18 protein-coding genes and 1 tRNA gene are annotated in these 20,847 nt (G+C 71.4%); 13 read left to right on the top strand and 6 right to left on the bottom strand.

Translation table 11 applies throughout. The features are described 5' to 3' along the window. The first annotated feature begins 29 nt into the window (after positions 1-29). The 5 genes from mutM to I7X39_RS22075 are packed head-to-tail and all read left to right on the top strand — an operon-like array spanning position 30 to position 4,131. The gene (mutM, locus tag I7X39_RS22095; protein ID WP_198113544.1) at positions 30-857 is read left to right on the top strand and encodes a bifunctional DNA-formamidopyrimidine glycosylase/DNA-(apurinic or apyrimidinic site) lyase; all 828 of its coding nucleotides are present in this window, start codon (positions 30-32) and stop codon (positions 855-857) included. Then, positions 854-1,861: an A/G-specific adenine glycosylase gene (gene mutY, locus I7X39_RS22090; protein WP_198113543.1), complete on the top strand. Its 1,008-nt coding sequence runs from the start codon at positions 854-856 to the stop codon at positions 1,859-1,861. The genes mutM and mutY overlap by 4 nt, the downstream gene beginning before the upstream one ends. Then, positions 1,858-2,499 carry a 5-oxoprolinase subunit PxpB gene (gene pxpB, locus I7X39_RS22085; RefSeq protein ID WP_198113542.1) on the top strand — a complete coding sequence of 214 codons (642 nt, stop codon included), beginning with the start codon at positions 1,858-1,860 and terminating at the stop codon, positions 2,497-2,499. Before mutY ends, pxpB begins: the two co-directional genes overlap by 4 nt. After that, positions 2,496-3,419: a 5-oxoprolinase subunit C family protein gene (locus I7X39_RS22080; protein WP_198113541.1), complete on the top strand. Its 924-nt coding sequence runs from the start codon at positions 2,496-2,498 to the stop codon at positions 3,417-3,419. The genes pxpB and I7X39_RS22080 overlap by 4 nt, the downstream gene beginning before the upstream one ends. Beyond that, positions 3,409-4,131: a 5-oxoprolinase subunit PxpA gene (locus I7X39_RS22075; RefSeq protein WP_198113540.1), complete on the top strand. Its 723-nt coding sequence runs from the start codon at positions 3,409-3,411 to the stop codon at positions 4,129-4,131. Before I7X39_RS22080 ends, I7X39_RS22075 begins: the two co-directional genes overlap by 11 nt. A gap of 15 nt (positions 4,132-4,146) precedes the next feature. On the opposite strand, the gene I7X39_RS22070 is transcribed toward I7X39_RS22075, so the two are convergent. Further along, complete coding sequence (locus tag I7X39_RS22070; protein WP_198113539.1) at positions 4,147-5,451, bottom strand: HD domain-containing phosphohydrolase; 1,305 nt, start codon at positions 5,449-5,451, stop codon at positions 4,147-4,149. Positions 5,452-5,667: 216 nt separating this feature from the next. On the opposite strand from I7X39_RS22070, the gene I7X39_RS22065 reads away from it, so the two are divergent. Together I7X39_RS22065 and I7X39_RS22060 are read left to right on the top strand one after the other, a co-directional pair. Continuing rightward, positions 5,668-6,180 (top strand): DUF1269 domain-containing protein, encoded by a 513-nt coding sequence (locus I7X39_RS22065; RefSeq protein ID WP_198113538.1) that lies wholly within the window; start codon positions 5,668-5,670, stop codon positions 6,178-6,180. A 129-nt stretch (positions 6,181-6,309) separates the two neighbouring features. Beyond that, positions 6,310-6,840 (top strand): hypothetical protein, encoded by a 531-nt coding sequence (locus I7X39_RS22060; RefSeq protein WP_198113537.1) that lies wholly within the window; start codon positions 6,310-6,312, stop codon positions 6,838-6,840. A 12-nt stretch (positions 6,841-6,852) separates the two neighbouring features. Here the strand turns inward: I7X39_RS22060 and rapZ are convergent, their stop codons facing one another. The 3 genes from rapZ to I7X39_RS22045 are packed head-to-tail and all read right to left on the bottom strand — an operon-like array spanning position 6,853 to position 10,313. Further along, entirely contained in the window at positions 6,853-7,773 is a 921-nt protein-coding gene (gene rapZ, locus I7X39_RS22055; RefSeq protein ID WP_198113536.1) for an RNase adapter RapZ, read from the bottom strand. Then, positions 7,770-9,422 carry a DNA repair protein RecN gene (recN, locus tag I7X39_RS22050; RefSeq protein ID WP_198113535.1) on the bottom strand — a complete coding sequence of 551 codons (1,653 nt, stop codon included), beginning with the start codon at positions 9,420-9,422 and terminating at the stop codon, positions 7,770-7,772. The genes rapZ and recN overlap by 4 nt, the downstream gene beginning before the upstream one ends. A 12-nt stretch (positions 9,423-9,434) precedes the next feature. Further along, positions 9,435-10,313, bottom strand: coding sequence for an NAD kinase (locus I7X39_RS22045; RefSeq protein WP_198113534.1), 879 nt, complete (start codon positions 10,311-10,313; stop codon positions 9,435-9,437). A 68-nt stretch (positions 10,314-10,381) separates the two neighbouring features. Here I7X39_RS22045 and hrcA point away from each other — a divergent pair, with 68 nt between their 5' ends. The 6 genes from hrcA to I7X39_RS22015 all read left to right on the top strand — a co-directional run bounded on the left by hrcA (position 10,382) and on the right by I7X39_RS22015 (position 19,569). Further along, positions 10,382-11,404, top strand: coding sequence for a heat-inducible transcriptional repressor HrcA (hrcA, locus tag I7X39_RS22040; RefSeq protein ID WP_198113533.1), 1,023 nt, complete (start codon positions 10,382-10,384; stop codon positions 11,402-11,404). A gap of 79 nt (positions 11,405-11,483) precedes the next feature. After that, the gene (locus I7X39_RS22035) at positions 11,484-13,409 is read left to right on the top strand and encodes a GspE/PulE family protein (protein WP_198113532.1); all 1,926 of its coding nucleotides are present in this window, start codon (positions 11,484-11,486) and stop codon (positions 13,407-13,409) included. A gap of 18 nt (positions 13,410-13,427) precedes the next feature. Further along, complete coding sequence (locus I7X39_RS22030) at positions 13,428-14,414, top strand: hypothetical protein (RefSeq protein ID WP_198113531.1); 987 nt, start codon at positions 13,428-13,430, stop codon at positions 14,412-14,414. Between the two features lie 29 nt (positions 14,415-14,443). Continuing rightward, a tRNA-Ile gene (locus I7X39_RS22025) sits at positions 14,444-14,520 on the top strand. 160 nt (positions 14,521-14,680) lie between these two features. Continuing rightward, a complete protein-coding gene (locus tag I7X39_RS22020) occupies positions 14,681-17,476 on the top strand; it encodes a TonB-dependent receptor plug domain-containing protein (protein WP_198113530.1) in 2,796 nt (931 codons plus the stop codon). A 20-nt stretch (positions 17,477-17,496) separates the two neighbouring features. Then, positions 17,497-19,569, top strand: coding sequence for a prolyl oligopeptidase family serine peptidase (locus I7X39_RS22015; RefSeq protein WP_198113529.1), 2,073 nt, complete (start codon positions 17,497-17,499; stop codon positions 19,567-19,569). A gap of 84 nt (positions 19,570-19,653) precedes the next feature. Here the strand turns inward: I7X39_RS22015 and I7X39_RS22010 are convergent, their stop codons facing one another. Together I7X39_RS22010 and I7X39_RS22005 are read right to left on the bottom strand one after the other, a co-directional pair. Then, complete coding sequence (locus tag I7X39_RS22010) at positions 19,654-20,472, bottom strand: AraC family transcriptional regulator (protein ID WP_198113528.1); 819 nt, start codon at positions 20,470-20,472, stop codon at positions 19,654-19,656. 159 nt (positions 20,473-20,631) lie between these two features. After that, positions 20,632-20,847 (bottom strand): hypothetical protein (locus I7X39_RS22005; protein WP_198113527.1); only part of this gene is annotated, 216 nt, incomplete at its 5' end.

Here is a 20,847-nt window from a genome sequence, read left to right as displayed (position 1 = left end):
CGCTTGGCATGGGTTCCTACACTGGCACGATGCCCGAGCTGCCCGAAGTCGAGATCACCCGCCAGGGATTTGCTGCCGCGCTGGAAGGCGCCACGCTGCGCGAGCTGCGCCTGGGCAAACCGCTGCGCTGGCCACTGGGCATCGAGCCGGCCGCGCTGCGCGGTGCGCGCATCGGCGCCGCGAGCCGGCGTGGCAAATACATCTGGCTGCCGCTGAACCGGCCCGAGCCCGAGGGCGGCCTGCTGCTGCACCTGGGCATGTCGGGTTCGCTGGCCTTCACACCGGAACCGCAGGCGCTGGGGCCGCACCAGCACCTGGCCATCGACACCAGCCAGGGCTGCCTGACGCTGACCGACCCGCGCCGCTTCGGCGCCGCCGTTTGGTCCGCCGCGCTGGACCAGGAGCCGGCGCGCAGCCTGCTGGCCGGCCTGGGCGCCGAGCCCTTTGATCCGACCTTCGATGCCGCGGCCCTGCACCGCGGCCTGCAGGGCCGCCGCGTGCCCATCAAGCAGGCCTTGCTGGCGGGTGACGTGGTGGTGGGTGCCGGGAATATCTACGCCTGTGAAGCCCTCTGGCAGGCCGGCATCCACCCGGCCACGCCGGCCAGCCGCATCGGCCCCAAGCGCTGCGAGCGCCTGCTGGCGGCGGTGCGCGCCGTGCTGCAGGACGCCCTGGCGGCCGGCGGCAGCACGCTGCGGGATTTCTCCAGCAGCCTGGGCGCGATCGGCCGCTACCAGAGCCTGGTGGCGGTGTACGGCCGCGAGGGCCAGCCCTGCCCGCGCTGCCGCACGGCGGTGCGGCGCATCGTGCAGGGCCAGCGCTCGACCTTCTTTTGCCCGCGCTGCCAGAAGCCATGAACACCGAGTTCGCCCCCCTGCTGATCGCCTGGCAACGCCGCCACGGCCGCCATGAATTGCCCTGGTCGGGCAGCCGCGAGCCCTACCGCGTCTGGCTCTCCGAGGTGATGCTGCAGCAGACCCAGGTGGCCACCGTGCGGGCCTACTACGCGCGCTTTCTGGAGCGCTTTCCCGATGTGCATGCCTTGGCCGCGGCGCCGCTGGATGCGGTGCTGGCGCTCTGGGCCGGCCTGGGCTACTACTCGCGCGCCCGCAATCTGCATGCCTGTGCGCAGGCGGTGGCGGCGCTGGGCGGATTCCCGCGCACCGCGGCAGAGCTGGAGCAGCTGCCCGGCATCGGCCGCAGCACGGCGCGCGCCATCGCGGCCTTCTGCTTTGACGAGCGACTCTCCATCCTGGACGGCAACGTCAAGCGCGTGCTGGCGCGCCTGCTGGCTTTCGAGCAGGACACCGCCCAGGCGCGGGCGCAGCGCGAGCTCTGGGCGCTGGCCGACGCGCTGGTGCCGACACGCGCGGCCGACATGCCGGCCTACACCCAGGGCCTGATGGACCTGGGCTCGACGCTGTGCACACCGCGCCAGCCGCGCTGCGGCGAATGCCCGGTGGCCGTGCTGTGCCAGGCGCAGACGCAGGGCCGGCAGGCCGAGCTGCCGGTGAAGAGCCGGCGCCTGACGCGCGGCCGGCGCGAACATTGGTGGCTGTGGCTGGAGCGCGCCGAGGACCAGGCGCTGTGGTTGCAGCAGCGCCCGGCCAAGGGCGTGTGGGCGGGGCTGTGGACCCTGCCGCTGTTCGACAGCGAACCCGAGCTGCAGGCCCTGCTGCCGGGCCAGGCGCTGGAGCTGCTGCCGCGCATCGAGCACGCGCTGACGCATTTCGACTGGGTGCTGCACCCACGCCGTGCGCGTTGGCCCCAGGGCGAGCCCGAGCTGCCCGGCCGCTGGGTGGCGCGTGAAGAGCTGCCGCGCTATGGCCTGCCGGCACCGCTGCGAAAGCTGCTGGGATGAGTGCCGAGCCGAGCTGGGACTGGCTGAGCGAGGACCTGCTCTGCCTGCGCTTGCCCGGTGAGCCGGCGCACCCGGGCCAGCGCCGCCTGCTGGCCTTGGCCCAGGCCCTGCGCGGCCGGCCCGAGTTCACCGACCTCGTGCCCGGCCTGCACAGCCTGAGCTGCGTGCTCGCCCCGGGCGCCGACCCGGCCGGCGCCGAGGCTTTGGCGCGCCAGGCCTGGGGCAAGGCGCGGGCCAGCGCCGCTGCCGGGCGCGAGCGCTTGCTGCCGGTGCTGTACGGTGGCGAGGCCGGGCCGGACCTGCCCGAGGCCGCGGCCCTGCTGGGCCTGAGCGAAGCGCAGCTGATCGAGGCGCATTGCGCGCCGGTCTACGAAGTGGCCTGCCTGGGCTTCCTGCCCGGCTTCCCGTATCTGATGGGCTTGCCGCCACGGCTGGCGCTGCCGCGCCGCGCCACGCCGCGCCTGCGTGTGCCGGCGGGTTCGGTGGGCATCGGCGGTGCACAGACGGGGGTCTACCCCTGCGAATCCCCGGGCGGCTGGCAGCTCATCGGCCGCTGCAGCCAGGCCCTGTTCGACCCGCTGGCGGAAGAGCCAAGCTGGCTGCTGCCGGGGGACCGGCTAAGGTTCGTGCCCGCATGATCGAGATCCTGCGCTGCGGCCCGCTCACCACTGTGCAAGACGGTGGCCGGCACGGCCTTCGCCACCTGGGTGTGCCCGCCGCCGGCGCGCTGGATGACTGGGCGCTGGCCCGCCTCAACGCCCTGCTCGGCAACCCGCCCGAGGCCGCGGCACTGGAACTGGTGGCCGGCCCGCTGGAGCTGCGCATCGAACGCGAGGGCTGGCTGGCCCTGTGTGGCGCGCCCTTTGAGATGCGTCTGGACGGCCACCCGCTGCGGCCCGAATGGCGCTGGCCCTGCCGCGCCGGCCAGGTGCTGCGCCTGGATGGGCCGCTGAGCGGCCAGCGCGCCCTGCTCGGCTTTGCCGGTGGCCTGGCGCTGCCGTCTGTGCTGGGCGCGCGTGCCACCGATCTGCGCAGCGGCTTCGGCGGCCTGCACGGCCGCGCGCTGCGCAAGGGTGATCGGCTGGCGCTTGGCCCTGCCGCGCGGTTGCATGGTGTGCGCGGCCTGCGCACACCCGAGTGGGACGGCCGGCTGCGCGCCCTGCCCGGGCCTGAGCTGGCTGCACTGGACCTGCGCTCGCGCGATGCGCTGTGGAGCGAGGCCTGGCGTGTGGAGCCACAAAGCGACCGCATGGGCCTGCGCCTGAGCGGCCCCCTGCTGAGCCTGCGCCGGCCGCTGGAGCTGGCCTCCACCGCCGTGCTGCCTGGCACGCTGCAGCTGCCGCCGGCCGGCCAGCCCATCGCCCTGCTGGCCGATGCCGGCACCACCGGCGGCTACCCGCGCGTGGCCATCGTCATCGCGGCGGATGTGTGGAAATTGGCGCAGGCGCGGCCCGGCAGCGCGCTGCGTCTGCAGCCCTGCACGCTCGAGGCCGCGCGTGCGGCCCGGGCACAGCGTCAGCATGAACTCGCACTGCAACGGAGGGCGCTTGTCGATTGAGTTGAACGCCGATGTCGGCGAGGGCGCCGGCGCCGACGCCGAACTGCTTGCATTGGTGGAGCGCGCCAACATCGCCTGCGGCTGGCATGCGGGTGATGGCGCACAGATGCGCGCGGCCCTGCAAGCCTGCCGGCAGCTCGGCGTGGCGGCCGGCGCGCACCCGAGCTTCCCGGACCGCGCCGGCTTTGGCCGCACGCCCATGCAGCGCGCGCCGCAGGACGTCGAGGCGGATCTGATCGCCCAGATCGCCGGCCTGCAGGCGCTGGCGGCACGCGAGGGCGTGCGCCTGGCGCATGTCAAACCGCATGGCGCGCTCTACAACCAGGCGGCGCGTGATGCCGCGCTGGCCGACGCCGTGGCCCGCGCTGTGCGGGCCGTGGACCCCGGCCTGGCGCTCGTCGGCCTGGCCGGCAGCGAGCTGCTGGCCGCAGCGCGACGCCACGGCCTGCAGCCCCTGGCCGAGGCCTTTGCCGACCGCGCCTACGCGCCCGATGGCAGTCTGCTGCCACGCGGCCAGCCCGGCGCGGTGCTGCATGACACCAAGGCCGTGCTGACCCAGGTGCGCGAGCTGGTGCTGCACCAGCGCGTGCACAGCACGGCCGGCTGGCTGCCGCTGCAGGCGGACACCCTGTGCCTGCATGGCGACGGCCCCGCCGCGCTGGAGCTGGCGCGCGCCCTGCGGGCGCAGTGGCCGCGGCGCCCCAGCGCCTGAAGCCTCCCAGCCGGTTCAGGCTGCCGCGCGCTGCGCCGGCTCGTTCAGTTGGGCCAGCAGCCGGTGCAGCACCGCGGCCTCGGCCGCACCCAGCCGGCTGCTGTGCAGCAGGGCCTCGCGCTCCAATTCCTGCAGGCGCCAGCAGAACTCGTCAACCAGGGCCTGCAGATCGCGCTGCAGCTCGGCGTCCTGCGCCTCGGCCACGCTGTGCAGCAGGGCATCGGGCGTCAGGCTGTCCAACCCCGCACTGCTGAAGCCCGCCAGCAGGCGGCGCAGCCGGGCCAGGTGCAGGTCCAGCAGCTGGCTCAGGGTGGCGCTGGCGCGTTGCTGCTGCTGGCTGGCCCAGGGCAGCAGGGTGCGCGCCTGCTGCAGGGCGCGTGCCAGGCGCTCCACCCGCACCTGCCCCAGGGCCAGCGGGGCGGGTTCCCAGTTGCGCGCCTGCGGTGCCTGCGCAGCCTGGTGAACCCAGCCGAGCAGGGCGGGGTGGAACTCACCGGGAATCAGCCGGGCGGCGATGCTGGCGCGCAAGAGCGCGCTGCCGCCGGCCTCCAGCAAGCCGGCCAGCCACTCGGCTGCGGCCAGCACCTGGTGGTCCAGCGGGAAGGCGCCCTGGGCAATGCCGCGCGGGAAGCCGAAGCCGTCCAGCCGCTCGTGGTGGTCCAGCACCGCCGCCGCCACCGCTGGGCCCGCGCCTTCCATGCGCTGCAGCAGGCGGTGGGCGATCAGCGGGTGGCTGGCAATCGGCCGCCACTGCAGGGCCGCCAGGGTGTCGGCCTGGCCCAGCAGTTCGGGGTCCAGGTAGAGCTCGCCCACATCGTGCAGCAGGGCGGCCAGCGCCAGCTGCTGGTGGCGTTCCACCTGGCCGGGCAGCAGGCGCCGGGCCTGGCTCAGGGTGAGCAGGGCAACCCGCAGCGCGTGCGGCAGGCGCCGCTGGTCCGCCAGCAGGGTCAGCAAGGCCTGCACGGACGGGCTCAGTTCCAGCCGGCCCAGGGATTCCGGCAGCGGCCGGCCGCGCCCGGCCGGGCAGAGCGGGGCCAGCAGTTCGTCGGTCTCCAGCAACTGCTGCGCCTGTTCTGCCAGCTGCGGGCCGGTCACGGGGTGCTGAAACTGCACGCACGCTTCCAGTGGCTGGGTCAAACGGTTCAGCAGCAACCGCTCGCGTGCGGCGGGCCCGATGCGGCTGCCCTGGCTCAAGAGGCAGGCGCCGCCCTCCACCAGGATGTCCTGGCGGGCCATCAGCTCCTGCCGCGCCCCGCAGGCCAGCAGGTGGTTCAGGTAATGCGGGTTGACCTCCGCGGCTGCTTCTTGGTGTGCGCCCATCCTGGCTCCCTGGCGCCAGGTTTGGCCCCTGGCCTGGCCATCTTGTGGGCGCAGCCGCCGCTCGCCAAGCGAAAGCCGGGCCATTCCTCCAAGAGAAGGAGCGGCGGGGGCCTCGATCGAGGGCGGCTGAAGTGGCTGGGCGGCGCTTGCCCGGGCCGGGCGATCGGCGTACCTTGGGCGCAGCGGCCCGCCCGCGTGGCCGCCTTGGAGACTGCCATGCGCAAACGCATCTACTGGCTGCTGCCCAACCACCGCAGTGCCCGCCAGGTCATGGACGACCTGCTGCTGGCCCGGATCGAAGAGGGCCATATCCACTTCGCGGCCCGCGAGGGGGCCGAGATGGAGGGCCTGCACCCGGCCAACATCCTGCAGACCTCGGATCTCGTGGAGGCCGCGCAGGTCGGCCTGGGCATCGGCGCGGCGCTGGGGGGCGCGGCGGGCGTGCTGGCCGCCTACCTGCTGGTGGATGGCGGTTCGCGCGCGGCCGGCGTGGTGATGCTGATGGCCGGCGTGGGCGCGGCCCTGGGAACCTGGAGCGCCAGCATGATCGGCAGCTCCACCCCGAGCCGGCGCCTGAAGCGCTTCGAGCAGGCGATCGAGAACGGCGAATACCTGCTGATGGTGGATGTGCCGCGCACGCGGGTGGAAGCGGTCGAGGCCCTGCTGCAGGCGCGTCACCCCGAGGGGCATTCGGAAGGCCTTGAGCCCCATATTCCGGCCTTCCCCTGAGAGGCCGAGAGCCGCCTGATCCGGCACGGTGCCCGTTCAGGCGCCGCGCCGTGCAGTGCATCGCAGCAGGGCTGCGCGGGGCGTTGGCGCTCCCTAATCTGACCTCATTCGTGATGTCAGGAGACCGCCATGTCCCACTCTAAGTTGTTGTTTTTGCTGCTGGCCGGTTCCCTGCTGGGCAGCGCCCAGGCCCAGGAGGGTCAGCTTGGTGGCTTCAAGGCCGGCATCGAGCTGCGCGAGCAGGCCACCCAAAAGGAACTGGGCCTGCCCCTCTACCCCGGCGCCCAGCCGCAGCGTGACGACGCCAAGGACAAAGGCGCCGTGACCCTGGGCCTGTGGGGCGGTGCCTTCGGCCTGCACCTGGCGGTGGGCAAGTACGCCAGCGCCGACCGCTTCGACGAGGTGGCGCGCTACTACCGCGTGGCCATGGCCGCCTATGGCCCGGTGCTGGAGTGCCGGCCCGAAAACTCAGGCGCCAAGGCACCGAAGCCGGCGGCGAAGGGCGGCGAAGAGGCCCTGAGCTGCCAGGACGCCGAACCCGGCGCCGGTGGCCTGGTGCTCAAGGTGGGCAAGCCCAAGGATCAGCGCGTCGTCGCGCTGCAGACCAAGGGCGCGCAGGTGCACTTTCAGCTGGTGCGCATCGAAGCGCGCGGCACCTGAACCTGCAGGCGTTCAGTGCCGGCGCCGCTCGACGGCGTCGAGCTCGCGGTGCCGCTTCAGCACCTGACCACGGTGGGCGAACTGCAGGGTCAGCTGCTCCACCAGATAGACCGAGCGGTGCTGGCCGCCCGTGCAGCCGATGGCCACCGTCAGGTAGCTGCGCTGGTCGGCCGCGAAGGCCGGCAGCCACTGGTCCATGAAGGCGGCGATCTGGCTGCGCATCAGCGCCACCTCGGGCTGCAGGTCCAGGTACTGCGCCACCGGCTCGTCGCGGCCGGTGAGTGCGCGCAGCTCGTGCACGTAATAGGGGTTGGGCAGCACGCGCACGTCGAACACGAAGTCGGCGTCCGAGGGCACGCCATGCTTGAAGGCGAAGCTCTCGAACACCAGGGTCAGCGAGCCGCCGCGCACCGACACCAGGTCGCGCACCCAGGCGCGCAGCTGCGCCGGGCGAAGCAGGCTGGTGTCGATGACCGTGCTTTCCACGCGCAGCGCGGCCAGCAGCTCGCGCTCGATCTCGATCGCATCGAGCAGCAGGCGCGAGTCGTCGGCCGCGCCGTGCTCGCGTTCCTCGCCGGTCACGTCGCGCAGCGGGTGTGGGCGGCGGGTTTCGCTGAAGCGGCGCAGCAGAGCGTCGGTGCTGGCGTCCAGGAAGATCGAGCGCACCGCATGGCCTTCGGCGCGCAGCTGCTTGAGCAGGGGCAGCACATGGGGCAGCGAGCCCTTGGAGCGCACGTCCACGGCAATCGCCACGCGGCGTGCCTCGCGCTGGCGCTCCAGCGCCATGAAGTTGAGGAGCAGCTCGGGCGGCAGGTTGTCGATGCAGAAGAAGCCGGCGTCTTCCAGCGCATGCATGGCGATGGACTTGCCGCCGCCGCTCATGCCGGTGACGAGCACCAACTCGCGCAGCCCTTCCGGGTTCGTGTCCGTCATCGTGCCGCCCCTTCCAAGAGTTCCTGCGCATGGGCCAGGCCGGCCTCGCTGCGTGTGGCGCCGCCCAGCATGCGCGCAATTTCGTGCACGCGCTCCTCGCCGCGCACCGCGCGCACCTGACTGGCCACACCCGCCTTGCCTGCCGCCTTGGCCACCACCCAGTGCGCGTCGGCACAGGCGGCCACCTGCGGCAGGTGGGTGACGGCCAGCACCTGGCGTTCGGTGCCGAGCTGCTGCATCAGCCGGCCCACGGTTTCGGCCACGGCGCCGCCCACGCCGGCGTCGATCTCGTCAAAGATCAGCGTCGGTGCGCCATGGCGGTCGGCCTTGGCGGTGCAGACGGCAATGGCCAGCGCGATGCGCGAGAGCTCGCCGCCCGAGGCCACCTTGGCCAGGGGCCGCGGCGTGGCGCCGGCGTGGCCGGCCACCAGCAGCTCGGCCGATTCCATGCCGAAGCTCTGCGGCTGCTCCTGCGCCAGCAGTTCGATCTCCAGCCGGCCGCCTGCCATGCCGAGCTGCTGCATGGCTTCGCTCACGGCCTTGGCCAGCTTGGGCGCCTGCGCGCGGCGCTGCTTGCTGGCCTTGGCCGCCGCGGCGTCGAAGGCGCAGCGCGCGGCTTCAAGCGCGGCCAGCAGGGCGGCCAGGTCGGATTGGGCGTCCAGCGCGGCCAGCTCCTGCTGCCATTGCTGCTGCAGGGCCGGCAGTTCGGCCGGCGGGCGGCGGTAGCGGCGCGCCAGCTGCATCCAGCTGGAGAGGCGCTCGTCCAGTTCGCCCAGGCGCCCGGGGTCGGGCTCGGCGGCGTGCAGGTAGGCGCGCAGGGTGTGGGCGGCGTCGTCCAGTTGGGCCTGGGCGCCGGCCAGGGCGTCCAGGGCGGATTGCAGCTGCCCGTCAAAGGTCACCACCTCCTGCAGCGCGTGCGTGGCCTGGTTCAGGCGCGCGTCGGCGCTGTCCTCGGCTTCACTCAAGGCTTCCAGCGCCAGGCGGCTGGCGTCGATCAGGGCCTGGGCGTGCGAGAGCCGCTGGTGCTCGGCGTTCAGCTCGGGCCACTCGTCGGCCCCGGGTCCGAGCTTGGCGATCTCGTCCAGCTGCCACTGCAGGCGTTCGCGCTCGCGCAGCAGGCTGTCCTGGCGCGTCTGCGCGTCCTGCAGGGCCTGCTGGGCGGCGCGCCAGGCGGCGTGGGTCTGGGCCAGGGCGTTGACGTCGACCTCGGCGTAGTCGTCCAGCAGGGCGCGCACGCTGCCCGGGCGGGTCAGCTTCTGCCAGGCGTGCTGGCCGTGGATGTCGATCAGCCACTCGCCCAGTTCGGCCAGCTGGCCCACGGTGGCGGCGCTGCCATTGATCCAGGCGCGGCTCTTGCCCTGGGCGTCGATGACGCGGCGCAGCAGCAGCTCTTCGGTGCCGAAGCCGGCGTCCTCCAGCCAGGCGCGGGCCGGGGCGGGCAAGTCGAACTCGGCGCTCAGCTCGGCACGCGGGCAGCCCTCGCGCACCACCGAGGCGTCGCCGCGGCCGCCCAGCAGCAGCTGCAGGGCATCCAGCAGGATGGACTTGCCGGCACCGGTCTCGCCGGTCAGCGCGGCAAAGCCGGGTTCGAAGTCGAGTTCAAGGCTCGGGACGATGACGAAGTCCCGCAGGGAGAGTCGGCGCAGCATGGGTTGAGGAGTTCAGGATCCACCTTCGTACCAGCGCAGCTTGCGGCGCAGCGTCGCGTAGTAGCTCCAGCCGGTCGGGTGCAAGAAGAGGGCATGGTGCTGGCTGCGCTGCACGGTGACGCGGTCGCCGTGCTGCACATGGGTCAGCGATTGCATGTCGAAGTTCACCGAGGCATCGCGCCCGGCCACCACTTCCAGGCTGACGACGCCAAGGTCCGGCAGCACGATGGGCCGGTTCGAGAGCCCGTGCGAGGCGATGGGCACCATCACCCATCCGGCGATGGACGGGTGCAGCAGCGGCCCGCCGGCGCTCAAGGCGTAGGCGGTGGAGCCGGTGGGCGAGGCGACGATGACACCGTCGGCGCGCACATTGGCGACGAACTCCTCGCCCACATGGATGCGCAGCTCCACCATGCCGGCGGCGGCGCCGCGGCTCACCACCACATCGTTCAGCGCCAGGCCGGAAAAGATGTTCTGGCCGTCGCGCCACACGGCGCCTTCGAGCATGCTGCGCTGCTCGGTTTCGTAGTCGCCCGCCAGGATGGGCGTGAGCGCCTCGCGGAACTGGTCGGCCGGGATGTCGGTGATGAAGCCCAGGCGCCCCTGGTTGATGCCCACCAGCGGAATGCCGTAGCGCGCCACCTCGCGGGCAAAGCCCAGCATGGTGCCGTCGCCGCCCACCACCACGGCCAGGTCGCATTGCTGGCCGATTTCTTGGGCGTCCAGCACCGGGTAGCCGGCCAAGTCGGCCGATTCGGCGTTCTGGCGCTCCAGGCTGACCTTCAGGCCCTGCGCACGCAGGAACTGGCGGATCTGCTCGACGATGGGGCCGCTGGTCGGAGCCTGGTGTTTGGCCACGATGGCGACATGCTTGAAACGGGGTCCCGACATGGCGCGGAATTACAGCATGGGGATATTGCGCGCCTGGGGGCGTGGATGGGCTTCCTAGAATTGCGCCCATGCTGGACGAGCGCGCAAGATCCCTGCTGAAAACCCTGGTGGAGCGGTACATCGCCGACGGCCAGCCCGTCGGCTCCCGCACGCTGTCCAAGGCCTCGGGCCTGGAGCTCAGCCCGGCCACCATCCGCAATGTGATGGCCGATCTGGAGGAGCTGGGCCTGATCGCCAGCCCGCACACCAGCGCCGGCCGCATCCCCACGGCGCTGGGCTACCGCCTGTTCGTGGACACCATGCTCACCGCCCGCCCCAGCCTGCTGGAGCGCGAGGTGCATGCGCTGGAAGGGCAGTTGCAGCCCGATCAGCCGCAACGCGTCATCACGCACGCGGCGCAGATGCTGTCCAGCCTGTCGAGCTTCGTCGGCGTCATCACGGCGCCGCGCAAGCCTTCGGTGTTCCGCCACATCGAATTCCTGCGCCTGGGCGAGCGGCGCGTGCTGGTGATCCTCGTCAGCCCCGACGGCGACGTGCAAAACCGCGTGGTGATGACCGCGCAAGACCACAACCAGAGCGAGCTGACCGAGGCGGCCAACCGCCTGAACGCCCAGTACACCGGCCTGGCCCTGGAGGTGGTGCGCGAGCGCATCCGTGTCGAGGTCGAGCAGCTGCGCGGCGAGATCGCCGGCTTGATGAGCGCGGCCGTGCAGGTCTCGGACGACGATGCCTCCCAGCAGGAGCAGGTCGTCATCAGCGGCGAGCGCAACCTGCTCGCGGTGCAGGACTTCGGCCAGGATCTGAGCAGCCTGCGTCGCCTCTTCGGCCTGTTCGAGGAAAAGGCGCAGCTGATGCGCCTGCTGGACGTGAGCAGCCGTGCCGAGGGCGTGCGCATCTTCATCGGCGGTGAGAGCCAGGTCGTGCCCTTCGAGGAGCTGAGCATCGTCAGCGCGCCCTACGAGGTGGATGGCCAGGTGGTCGGCACCCTGGGTGTCATCGGCCCCACGCGCATGCCCTACGAGCGCATGATCCAGATCGTCGACATCACCTCGCGCATGGTGGGCCAGGCGCTGAGCCAGGGCCGGCCCTGAGGGGCGGCGCCTGATGAGGGCGCACAACAAATTGCGACAAATCAAGCCCTGCCGGGCAGCCAGCCGCTAGGCTGGTGTCATGAGTGACGGCCAAGAGCACGAAGAGCACGACACCGTTCCCGCGGCCCTGGATGGGCTGGGGCAAGCCGCTCCCGCCGCCCCGGCGGTGTTTGGCGGCGATGCCGAGCGGCTCTGGGCCGAGCTGGACCGCGAGCCCGAGCGCCAAGCGCCGCACCTGGGCGATGCGTTGGTGGAAGCCGGCCTGCTGCACCCCCAGCAGCTGCGCCAAGCGCTGCGCTACCAGGGCGCGCTGGCCCAGCATGTGCCCTTTGGCGAGGTGCTGGTGCTGCTGGGCCTGCTGACGCCCGCCCAGCTGCGCGCCATGCTGGCCGCCTGGATGGGCGTGCCCACCGTTGATCTCGACCAGTTCCAGCCCGAGCAGGAGGCGCTGGCGCGCGTGCCGGCCAGCCTGGCCGATCGGGAGGCCGTGCTGCCGCTGATGATCCGCGGCGACACCCTGGTGGTGGCCGTCTCCGACCCCTGGGACCACCGCCTGCTGGAGATGCTGCGCTTCACCACCGAGCTGCGCGTGCGCCCGGTGCTGCCAGTGCCCGGCACCCTGGCGCCCGCCTTGGCGCGCGCCTACCGCCTGACGGCCGGGCTGCCGCGCAAGATCGCCCAGGCCAGCACCCCGCCCGCCAGCCTGACCGAGCTGGCCCGCGACCTGGCGCATGGGGATGAGCCCGAGGCTGCCGCCGAGGTCGTCTCCGAATCGGACAACACCCTGGTGCGCCTGGTCAACCGGCTGATCCAGGACGCCATCGAGCTGCGCGCCTCGGACATCCACATCGAGACCTTCGAGCCCCCGCACCCGGTGCGCGTGCGCCTGCGCGTGGACGGCGAGCTGCGCCGCCACCTCGACCTGCCGGCGCGCGTGCGCTACGCCGTCGTGGCGCGCCTGAAGATCATGGCCGAGCTCGACATCTCCGAGCACCGCCGCCCGCAGGACGGCAAGCTGGACTTCGCCCGCTTCGGCGGCGCACGCATGGAACTGCGCATGGTGACCGTGCCCACCAGCGCCGGCTTGGAAGACGTGGTGTTGCGCCTGCTCGGCGGCATCAAGCCCCTGCCGCTGGATGCCATCGGCCTGGCACCGGCCAATCTGGCCGGCATGCGCCAGGTGATGGCCAAGCCCTATGGCCTGCTGCTGATCTGCGGCCCTACCGGCTGCGGCAAGACCACGACCCTGCACTCGGTGATGCGCGAGCTCAACCAGGAGCAGCGCAAGATCTGGACCGCCGAGGACCCGATCGAGATCAGCCAGGAGGGCCTGCGCCAGGTGCAGGTCAACCCGCGCATCGGCTGGACCTTCGCCGCGGCCATGCGCACCTTCCTGCGCGCCGACCCCGACATCATCATGATCGGCGAGATGCGCGACGAGGAAACCGCGCGCATCGCCGTCGAGGCCTCGCTGACCGGGCATCTGGTGATGTCCACGCTGCACACCAACTCGGCACCCGAGTCCGTCACCCGCCTGCTGGAGATCGGTCTCGACCCCTTCATGTTCTCGGACTCGCTGCTCGCCGTTCTGGCCCAGCGCCTGGTGCGCCGCCTGTGCACCGACTGCCGCATCGCCGAACCGCTGGACGAGCGCGCCGAGCGTTCCTTGCTGCGCCTGTACCTTCAGGGCCAGGTGGGGGCCGATGAAGCGGCCGTGGCCGCCCGCTGGCGACGCGATTACGGGGTCCAGGGCCAGCTGCGCCAGTACCGCCGCCAGGGCTGCCAGAGCTGTGGCGGCAGCGGCTACCACGGGCGCCTGGGCATCCATGAGCTGGTGCTGGCGGATGATGCGCTGCGCGAGCTGATCCGCCGCCGCGCGCCGGCGGTTGAAATGTTTGCGGCCGCCCGCCGCGCCGGCATGACCAGCCTGCGCCAGGACGGCATCGAAAAGGTGCTGGCCGGCCTGACCGACCTGCCCGAGGTGCTGGCGGCCTGCAGCCAGTAATTGACGAGGAGAGCTTCCATGCCTGTCCCGACCGCCCATCCCTCGCCGCTGGCCGGCGTTCCCCCCAGCGTGCTGGGCAGCCTGGGCGAACGCCTGACGGCGCTGGCCCTGGAACTGCAGCAGGAGTCCGCCCTCAGCCCGGCCGGGCGTGAGCGCCTGGGCCGCCTGGAGCAGCTGGGCCTGGAACTGCAGGCCCTGGTGCATGCACTGGGAGCGGCCGGCTGGCAGCCCAAGGAGCAGGTGCCCATCCTTGAAGCTGCGCAGGCGGCACGCCGCCACTGGTTGCCCGAGCTGCAGCGCCGCGGCCTGGGTCTGCAGGTGGAAGGCGAGCCGGCCCTGGTGGAGCTGGAGCCGGCCCAGCTGCAGCACGCACTGGACCTGATGATTGCCCACGGCCTGGCCAGCGGCGACAGCCTGCGCCTGCGCGTGCTGCCTGCGGCCTCGCCCCAGCAGGGTGCGGTGATCGAGCTCAGCGGCCCGGGCTCCGGCCCGGGTCTGGGCGAACTGCACGGCCAGCTGCTGCAGTGGCTGGCGCGCGCCGAGGACTGGCGCTGCGAGCGCCCCGCCCCGGCCCACGGCAGCTGGGCGCTGCGCCTGCAGCTGGGCCAGCCGCAGGGCGACATCGACGTGCAGGGTCTGCCGCGCTTCCACTGGAAGGAGGGCGCGCGCGTGCTGATCATCGAACCCGATGAGCGCTACCGCGTGCAGGCCAGCGGCTTGCTGCGCCGCGCCGGGCTGAATGCTGACGGCCTGGTGGGCCTGAACGAGCTGGACCGCGCGCTGCAGGACGGCGAGCCCTTCGCCATCGTCAGCGGCATTCCGCTCGACGACCCCGCGGCCCGCGCCGTCTACGAGCCCCTGCGCGCCCGCATGCCCGCGCTGCGCTGGATCGAGCTGGTCGATTCTCCGCATCTGTTCGCCGCCGGCAGCCCGGACGGCCAGATCCCGGCGCGCATCTCGCGGGCCGACCTGGCGCACACCCTGCTGCCCTCGCTGGCGCTCTGAAAGGCTTGATGGACAATGCGCGCCCCACGGGGCCGTTAGCTCAGTCGGTTAGAGCAGAGGACTCATAATCCTTTGGTCGTTGGTTCGAGTCCAACACGGCCTACCAAGGGGCCATGATTCCCACGCCACAAGGGCCTGCGCTGCAGGCCCTTGTCGTTTGTGCCGAAACCCGCAGTCGGCCTGCGGCCTGGCATCAAGACAGAAAGTTTCCGGATTCCTAACGTTCGCGGCCCGTGCATCGGCCCCCCGAACCTTCAAGGAATCCCGTGAAATCCCCCGCGCTGTCTCCCCTCGTCAAGGCCTGCTTGCTGGCCTGCACCGCCCTCAGTTCCACCGCCCTGCTGGCTCAGGCCAAGGAGCCCGACACGCTGGAGCGGGTGGTCGTCACCGGCTCGCACATCAAGCGCAGCCTGTCCGAGACCTCGCAGCCTGTCACCTCGATGACGCGCGAGGACATCCAGATGACCGGCTCGATGACCCTGAGCGGCTTCCTGGGCACGCTGACGAACAACGACGGCAGCGCCCTCAGCGAGCTCAGCGGCGCCAACTCCTGGGCCAGCGGCGCCAGCGGCATCTCGCTGCGCCATCTGGGCGCCGGCGGCACCCTGGTGCTGGTGAACGGTCGGCGCATGCCCAGCTATGGCTTTGCCGATGGCTTGCAGCTGAACTTCACCAACATCGACGCTATCCCGGCCAATGTGGTTGAGCGCGTCGAAGTTCTCAAGGACGGCGCCTCGGCCATCTATGGCTCGGACGCCATCGGTGGCGTGGTCAACATCATCACGCGCCGCAACATCACCGGCCTGGCGCTGAACCTGGCCGCCACGCAGAACGCCGACCACAGCTTCCTGAACAAGACCCGCACCGGCTCGCTGACCGGCGGCTATGGTTCGATGGACGCGCAGGGCTTCAACGTCTACGGCCACGTGGAGCTGTACCAGCGCGATGGCTACAAGGACTCGGACATCCGCCCGCTGCTGCCCGATTGGTACCTGCTGCAGAACCCGACGCGCAAAGACCAATCCACCGGTTCCTTCCCCGGCAACTACGTGGGCCGCTACCCGGCCAATTACAGCGACCCGGCGCTGGCTGGCAAGCGCATCAACCAGGCCGCACCCGGCTGTGCGCCCGCGCTGCTGCGCGACGGCCTGTGCTGGTACGACTACTGGAAGGACAGCGACGCCCTGCCGCCGAGCGAGCGCATCACCGCCCTGGCCGGCGGCCGCCTGAAGCTCAGCAGCGACTGGACCGCCTACGCCGAATTCCAGGGGGCTGACATCAAGACCGACTACCACACCGCCCTGCCGCGCAGCAATGTGAACGGCGTGGCGCTGAACTGGTACGACTCGATCAAGGGCGAGATGCAAAGCTTCGTCGACCCGCAGCTGCCGGTGGGCCATGCCAGCAACCCCTTCAGCTTCCCCATCGGCCTGAACTACCGCTTCACCGACCACCCCGACATGTTCAAGAACGTCGGCGCCTCGACCCAGTACCGGCTGCTGGGCGGGGTGGAGGGCGTGTGGGGCGATTGGGACGTGGACGCCGCGCTGGGCCTGATGCGCTCGCGGGCCTCGCAGCGCCAGCACCTCTACCGCGACCGCTATGCCTATTACGACGCCATCGTCAGCGGCGAGTACAAGTTCGGCCAGCAGAACCCGCGGGCCCTGCTGGAAAAGATGTTCCCCGAGATGGGTTCGGACGGCGAGTACAAGCAGCAGTTTGTGGACCTGCGCGCCTCGCGCGAGCTGATGCGCCTGGGCGACAAGCCGGTCATGCTGGCCCTGGGTGCCGAGCTGCGCCACGAGGAGTTCTGGCACCGCAGCATGGACAACATCCTGCAGGCCCGCATCGTGCAGTTCTCGGGCGTTTCCATTGACGGCGAGCGCGACCAGGTCTCCGCCTTCGCCGAACTGGCGGTGCCGCTGGGCAAGACCCTGGAGCTGAGCGCGGCGCTGCGCGGCGACAAGGACCTGGACGGCTTCGGCGCCGTCACGCCCAAGTTCTCTCTGGCCTGGCGGCCGGTGAGCGAGCTGCTGGTGCGCGGCACCGTGACCCAGGGCTTCCGTGCCCCCAGCCTGCCCGAGACCGGCAATGGCGGCGCCTCCTGGTTCAACAACGGCTACGTGGACCCGAAGCGCTGCGACACCGCCAAGCAGATGGAGACCATCCTGAAGACCGGCAACGCCGGCGACAAGGTGCTGGCCAGCACCGCCCGCGCCCTGGGTTGCGAGGTGAGCTTCCCCGCCGCAGTGACGCCCAACCCTGATCTGAAGCCCGAGCACAGCAACAACCTCAGCGCCGGGTTCGTCTGGCAGGCCACGCGCGAGCTGAGCCTGGCGGTGGACTACTACCACATCAAGCGCCGCGACGAGATCGGCACCCGCGACGTGGACCGCGTGCTGGCCGACGAGGACCGCCTCAGCGGCCTGGTGCAGCGCGGCGCGCTCACCGCGCAGGACCTGGACATCGCCGCCCGCATCAAGGAACTCTCCGGCCAGACCCTGGGCTTTGCCGTCGGTCCCATCAAGACCATCGGCGCGCAGTACCAGAACCAGAACCGCAGCAAGGTCTCGGGTGTGGATGCGGACCTGCGCGGCAAGTGGCGCACGGCGATCGGCCAGTTCGAGGCCGGCGCCGAGCTGGCCTACCTGATCAGCCAGCACGGCTGGGACCAGGTGGACAACAAGTACTCGCAGAACTACGTCGGCTGGCGCGGCGTGCCGCGCGTGGCGGCGGCCGTGCGCCTGGGCTTCAAGCAGGACCGCTGGAGCGTGGGGGCGCGCATCGCACACACCAAGGGCACGCGCCTGGCTTGGGGCTTCCTGGATTCGCAGAACACCGAGGAAGGCTGCGAGGGGCGCGATGTGCCGGCCGGTGGCTGCGCGGTGCCCAGCAACACCCGCACCACGCTGTGGGCCAAGGTCGATCCGATGAAGAACCTCAGCCTGTCCCTGAACATCTTCAACCTCTGGGACCAGAAGACCGCCACCCAGTACCGGCCCAACACCGCCCTGCCGCTGGATGGCCGCGTGGTGAAGCTCGGCATGGAGTGGCGCCTGTGAGCGGCGCGCGCTCCGCCCTGATGAGCGCGCTGCTGGCCCTGGCCGCCTCGGCCGGGGCGGCTCCGGCCGATTCCAATGCTCCGGACCCCTACCTCTGGCTGGAGGCGGTGACGGGCGCGGACGTGGACCCCTGGGTGGCGCGGCAGCGCCAGCAGGCGGAAGGCGCGTTGCAGGCCCTGCCCGTGTACCCGCAGCTGCAGCGCGAGATCCAGGAGGTGCTGGACTCCCCGTCCCGCATCCCGGCCGTCCAGCAGCTTGGGGACGGCCAGCTCTACAACTTCTGGCGCGACGCCGCGCACCCGCGCGGGGTGTGGCGCCGCACCAGCCTGGCCAACTTCCAGCGGACCCAACCCGAATGGGAGACGGTGCTGGACCTGGACCAGCTGGCGCAGCAGGAGGGGGAGAGCTGGGTCTGGCAGGGCGTGAGCTGCCTGGCACCGAAGGACCGGCGTTGCCTGGTGTCCCTGAGCCGCGGCGGCACCGATGCCCGCGTGGTGCGCGAGTTCGACACCGGCACGCGTGCCTTCGTGGCGGGCGGCTTCGTGTTGCCCGAGGCCAAGGGGGGCCTGAGCTGGGTGGATGGCAACCATGTCGCCGTCTACACCGACTTCGGCCCCGGCACGTTGACGGAATCCGGCTACCCGCGCCAGCTCAAGCTCTGGCAGCGCGGCCAGGCGCTGGACCAGGCCAAGCCGCTGTTGGAGATCCCGCCCAGCGACATGAGCCTGTGGACCTGGACGGATTCCGGACCCGAAGGGAGTCGGGTGGTGGTGGAACGCCGCCGCGGCTTCTTCGACGGCGAGCAGTACCTGCTGGAAAGGGGCAAGCTGCGCGAGATCCCCAAACCCCTGGACGCCACGGTCACGCCCTTTGGCGACCAGCTGCTGATCGAGCTGCGCTCGGACTGGCAGGTGGGCGGCCGCAGCTTCAAGGCTGGCTCGCTCCTGGCCACGCCGCTGGCCGCCTTCATGGCCGGCCAGGGCAAGGACTTCCAGCTGCTGTTCGAGCCGCATGAACGCAGCGGCCTGCAATCCGTCACCCGCACCCGCGACGCCCTGCTGCTGGTGCACATGGACGAGGTGCGCCAGCAGCTCAGCGAGTGGCGGCGCGAGCGTGGCCGCTGGGTGCAGCGCCGCATCGAGACGCCGGCCTTTGCCTCGCTGTGGGTGAGCCCGCTGGCCGGCCGCAGCAGCAATGCCTACCTGCTCACGCAGTCCAGCTTCCTGCAGCCCAGCACGCTGGAGCTGGGCGAGGCCGGGCGCAGCGCGCGCCAGACGCTGAAGACCCTGCCGGCCTTCTTCGACGCCGCGGGCTTGCAGGTGCAGCAGCTGCACGCCACTTCGAAGGACGGCACGCGCGTGCCCTACTTCGTCGTCGGCGCCCAGGCGGCGAACGGCCCGCGTCCGACCCTGCTGTACGGCTACGGCGGCTTCGAGATTTCGATGCGCCCGAACTACAGCGGCATCACCGGTCGCGCCTGGCTGGCGCGGGGCGGGCAGTACGTGCTGGCCAACATCCGCGGCGGCGGCGAGTTCGGGCCGCGCTGGCACCAGTCGGCCCAGAAGGCCGGCCGGCAGCGCAGCTACGACGACTTCATCGCCGTGGCCGAGGACCTGCAGCGCCGCGGCCTGACCACCCCCAAGCAGCTCGGCATCCTGGGCGGCAGCCTGGGCGGCATGCTGGTGCAGGTGGCCATGCAGCAGCGGCCCGAGCTGTTCGGCGCCGTGGTCAGCCAGGTGCCGCTGTCCGACATGAAGCGCTACCACCGCCTGCTGGCCGGGGCTTCATGGATGGCCGAGTACGGTGACCCCGATCAGCCTTCGGATTGGGAAGTCATCGGCGCCTACTCGCCGTATCACAACAGCAAGCCGGACGCTCGGTACCCGCCCATCCTCTACACCAGCTCCACCCGCGACGACCGCGTGCACCCCGCACACGCCCGCAAGATGGTGGCGCTGATGCAGAGCCAGGGGCACAAGGTGCTGTACTGGGAAAACGGCGAGGGTGGCCACGCCGGGGCGGCGAACAACGCGCAGGCGGCGGCGATGTGGGCGCTCAGCTACTCGTTCTTGATTGATACCTTGATGAAGTAGGCCTGCGTTGGTCAGAGCGAGATCAGGCCGCCGAGGTGCCCACCCCGCGCCCTCGGACTTGCTCCAAAGGTTGCCGGTGGAATCTCAGGCGGCCGCGCGCTGCACCACCAAGGCCCGGTACTGGCTTGGCGTCAGGCTGGTCGTGGCGCGGAACTGGCGCGTGAAGGCGCTGTGATCGCTGTAGCCGCATTGCGCGGCAATCGCGGCCACGCTCAGGCGTGGTTCGTTTTCCAGCAGCGCGCGGGCCGCGTCCAGGCGGGCCTGCAACAGCATCTCGCGCGGGGTGATCTCGAAGATGCGCTGGAACAGGCGCTCCAGGCGGTCCAGGCTCAGGCCGGCGCCACGTGCCAGCTCGGTCAGCTGCAGGGGCTCGGAGAAATTGCGGCGCAGCTGCTCCGCCACCTCCGCCACCTGGGGGTAGACGGGGTTGTTGCGGTCCGGCAGGCCCAGGTCGCGCGAGATGCCGGCCACGCCCACCACCGCGCCCTGCGGGTCGTGCAGGGGCAGCTTCTGCGTCAGGCACCAGCCGGGCTCTCGGTTGGCGTAGACATGCAGCTCCAGGTAGCGGTGGATGGGCTTGCCGCTCTTGATGACGTTGCGGTCCTGGGCCAGAAAGGTCTCACCCATCGCGCCCGGGAACAGCTGCGCCGCGGTTCGGCCCAGCAGGGCCTGCTTGCTGCGCTGGCCGCTGCGCCGCACCAGGCTGTGGTTCAGCGCCACGTAGCGGGCCTGAAGGTCCTTGGCGAAGAACACAACATCGGGCAGCTGATCGAACAACTGCTCCACCAGCTTGAGGTCGCAGGGGCCGAGCAGGGTTTGCGCCGCGTCCGCCTGCGCGCCACGCGGCGCCGCTGCGGGGGGCAGCGGGCGCAGCAGGGGGAAGGGGGCGAGTCGCGTTTGCATAATTGAATATTGGATCCAAAAATTCGGCAACCGAACCTGAGGTTTTTCCGGGTTGCGGCGGGAATACCCCACGAACCCGGGGGCATGGCGGAAGGCACTCCCTGGATCCCGGAAAAGAAAACGGCCCCGCAGGGCCGTTGGCTGAGGGCCAGTTCGTGCTTACGGCGTGGCGGGCTTGGCCGGGGCCGGCGGCACGGCGGGCGTGGCGGGCGCCTTGGTGGGATGCACCTTCTTCGCGGCGGCGGCCTTGGCCGGTGCCGCGGGGGCTGCGGCTGCGGCAGGGGCCGCGGTGGCGGCAGCGCTGGCGGCCGGTGCCGCAGCCGTGGCCTTGGTGGCCGGGGCGGTGGTGGCGGCCGGTGCTGCAGGCGCGGCGGG

Source organism: Inhella proteolytica, assembly GCF_016093275.1.
GTDB classification, from domain to species: domain Bacteria; phylum Pseudomonadota; class Gammaproteobacteria; order Burkholderiales; family Burkholderiaceae_C; genus Inhella; species Inhella proteolytica.
This window is presented reverse-complemented; position numbering and strand designations above follow the sequence as displayed.